The 2,726-nt window shown below is 43.2% G+C and carries 3 protein-coding genes; 2 read left to right on the top strand and 1 reads right to left on the bottom strand.

What is annotated here, in order from left to right; translation table 11 throughout:
- The coding region (locus L650_RS0100355; RefSeq protein WP_029771709.1) for a TonB-dependent receptor domain-containing protein at positions 1-608 on the top strand (608 nt) is incomplete at its 5' end.
- 15 nt (positions 609-623) lie between these two features.
- Here the strand turns inward: L650_RS0100355 and L650_RS0100360 are convergent.
- Positions 624-1,406 carry an AraC family transcriptional regulator gene (locus L650_RS0100360; protein WP_029771712.1) on the bottom strand — a complete coding sequence of 261 codons (783 nt, stop codon included), beginning with the start codon at positions 1,404-1,406 and terminating at the stop codon, positions 624-626.
- Between the two features lie 101 nt (positions 1,407-1,507).
- On the opposite strand from L650_RS0100360, the gene L650_RS0100365 reads away from it, so the two are divergent.
- The gene (locus tag L650_RS0100365) at positions 1,508-2,710 is read left to right on the top strand and encodes an MFS transporter (protein ID WP_223230507.1); all 1,203 of its coding nucleotides are present in this window, start codon (positions 1,508-1,510) and stop codon (positions 2,708-2,710) included.
- Positions 2,711-2,726 lie beyond the last annotated feature (16 nt).

Raw genomic sequence — 2,726 nt, forward strand, 5'->3', positions numbered from 1 at the left:
CCGCCGATTTAAACCCCGAAATAGCCAATAATGCCGAGCTTGGTTTAAAAGGATATTACAGCAATATAAGTTACGCATTGGCTGTGTATGCTATGAGCAAACACAATACTATTTATCGCGATAGCGACTTCTTTAACGTTAATGATGGCAGTTCACGTCACAGAGGTATTGAGCTTGAAGTAGATTATGCGTTAAGCAAAACGCTTAACTTACAATTTGCAGGTACACATGCAAAGCACACGTATACCAATAATCAGTTAATTAATGGGCTAAATATAAACGGTAACAACGTAGACACCGCGCCTCGCAATGTGGCTAACCTTGATTTAACCTGGCAAGCCTTTAATAACCTAGCGCTTGCACTGCAATGGCATAGCGTAAGTAGTTACTATACCGACCCAGAAAACCTACATAGCTACGAGGGGCATGATATTTTAAGCTTGCGTGCAAAGTGGCAAGTTACCAATAATTTAGAAGTGCTTGCACGTATAATTAACCTTACCGACGAAGCTTATGCAGAGCGTGCTGATTACACCAGCTTTACTGGCGATAGGTACTTCCCGGGTAAACCGCGTAACGCCATGCTTTCAGCTACGTACACGTGGTAAAACCATGTATAAAGGTTAATTTAAGTCGCCCATATATTTAGTGGGCGACTTTCCCATTACCTTTTTAAACATAGTTATAAACGCACTCACCGATTCGTACCCCAATAACGCCGACACTTGCTGTACACTTTGCCCATCTGATAGTGCCTGCAGCGCTGTAATTATATGTAATTGCATTCTCCACTTACCAAAGGTCATACCGGTTTGCTTTTTTATAAGCCGTGCCAACGTCCGCTCGGTTAAAGCAAAGTCGTGTGCCCATTGTGCAAGGGTTTTACGATTATTTGGCTGTGCGAGTAACTGCTGCCCCATTGCTTGAATAACCGCATGCTTAGATAACACAAAGTCGAGCGGCTGGGCGGGCATTTCAATTAATAAATCAAACAGTACCTGAGCTAAACGTGCTGTTTTAGTGTCTTCATTATAGGCTTGGTGTTCGCTTGCTAGTTTTAGCATTAAACTTTTTACCAGCCCCGTTATTGCTAATGTACAGGTATGCTGTGGCATGCCGTGCTTATTGGCATCAATAAATACAAAACATAATTTGGCGTTATCAGATGCGCGATTGCTGTGTAAGGTGTTTGCAGGTACCCAAATAGCGCTGTGCGTTGGCACCATCCACATTTTGTTAGCCGCTTCGCAGGTAACATAACCATCAAGCGCTAAAATTAGCTGCCCCTTAGGGTGAGTGTGTAACGGGTATTCTTTGCTGCCTTGTGCGGTATCTACTTTGGCAATTATAGGCTGTACCATGTGCTCGTAGTTTTGTAGGTATCCCCACCCTTTAGGCTCAAACATATTTTGTCAGTTTTTAGTTATTTAATGTCAGTATAGCTAAATTATAATACTGCTGATTTGTTTATACTAGCGCCAATAATTAGCTAACTTATTTTGTAATAATGACTCACACACCTCACAGTAATGCTGGTATGTCGCGCTTTTCAAGCGTATTGCTTGTAATAGGTATTTTACTTATTGCTGCCAATTTACGTGCGCCTTTTACAGGGGTTGCCCCTGTGCTTGAACAAATAATTGCGCATTTTAATTTAACCGCTTCGCAAGCAGGCTTTATTACCACCTTACCGCTAATTGCCTTTGCCATTATATCGCCTATGGCTGCAAGCCTGGCTAAACGCCAAGGGCTTGAGCGCACATTGTTTTTTGCTGTATTTTTAATATTACTGGGTATTGCCGCACGGGTGGTTAATTCATCCATTATGCTATTTGTAGGCACAGCCATAATAGGCGCAGGTATTGCCATAGCTAACGTATTGTTACCAAGTATAATAAAACGCGACTTTGCGGCAAAAGTGGCGGTAATGACCTCTGCTTATGTACTCACTATGGGCATTGCCTCGGGTGGCTTTTCAGCATTAGTTTATCCACTTAGCCAATATGAAGAGTTAGGTTGGCAGTTTGCATTAGGGGCAAGTGCACTCATTACAATTACCACTTTAATTGTGTGGATGGCGCAATTAAATAAACACACAAAACCGGCACAAACAGCACAGGCCTCAACACTTAATAAAAGCGTGTGGCGCTACCTACTTGCTTGGCAAATTACCTTGTTACTGGGGCTAAATTCATTTTTAAATTACATCATTATTACTTGGCTGCCTAGCATACTCACCGAAGCGGGCCAAAGCGCAACACAAGCAGGCGCGTATCATGGTGCTTTTCAAATTGCGACCGCCATACCTGGGCTTGTGCTTATACCTTTGCTAGGAAAATTAAAAGATCAAAGTGCGCTTAGCTTTATACTTGCATCACTGAGTGCGTGCTGTGCGCTAGGGCTACTTTATATGCCAAGCTTTGCATTAGTGTGGACGCTACTACTTGGCTTTAGCTCGGGGGCGTGTTTTATTTTAGGGCTGTCGTTTATTAGCTTACGTACCGATAACTCCACGCAAGCGGCTTCGCTTTCGGGTATGTCACAAAGTATTGGCTATTTGTTAGCGGCTATTGGCCCTATGGTAGCTGGGGCGCTACATACAAGTACCGGCAGCTGGAGTGCGCCGCTTTGGTTATGTGCAGGTGCAGGTGTGTTATGTGCTACATGTGGATGGTTTAGCGGCAAAAACACCACGCTTAATAATAGTTAACTTACTAGCTGCTGTA

It is taken from the genome of Pseudoalteromonas sp. TB51, assembly GCF_000498055.1.
Classification (GTDB): domain Bacteria; phylum Pseudomonadota; class Gammaproteobacteria; order Enterobacterales; family Alteromonadaceae; genus Pseudoalteromonas; species Pseudoalteromonas atlantica.

Bases quoted from the DNA above. Each gene is read 5' to 3' on its own strand.
- L650_RS0100365 (WP_223230507.1), top strand. From the start codon at position 1,508: ATGACTCACACACCTCACAGTAATGCTGGTATGTCGCGCTTTTCAAGC.
- L650_RS0100360 (WP_029771712.1), bottom strand. From the start codon at position 1,406: ATGTTTGAGCCTAAAGGGTGGGGATACCTACAAAACTACGAGCACATG.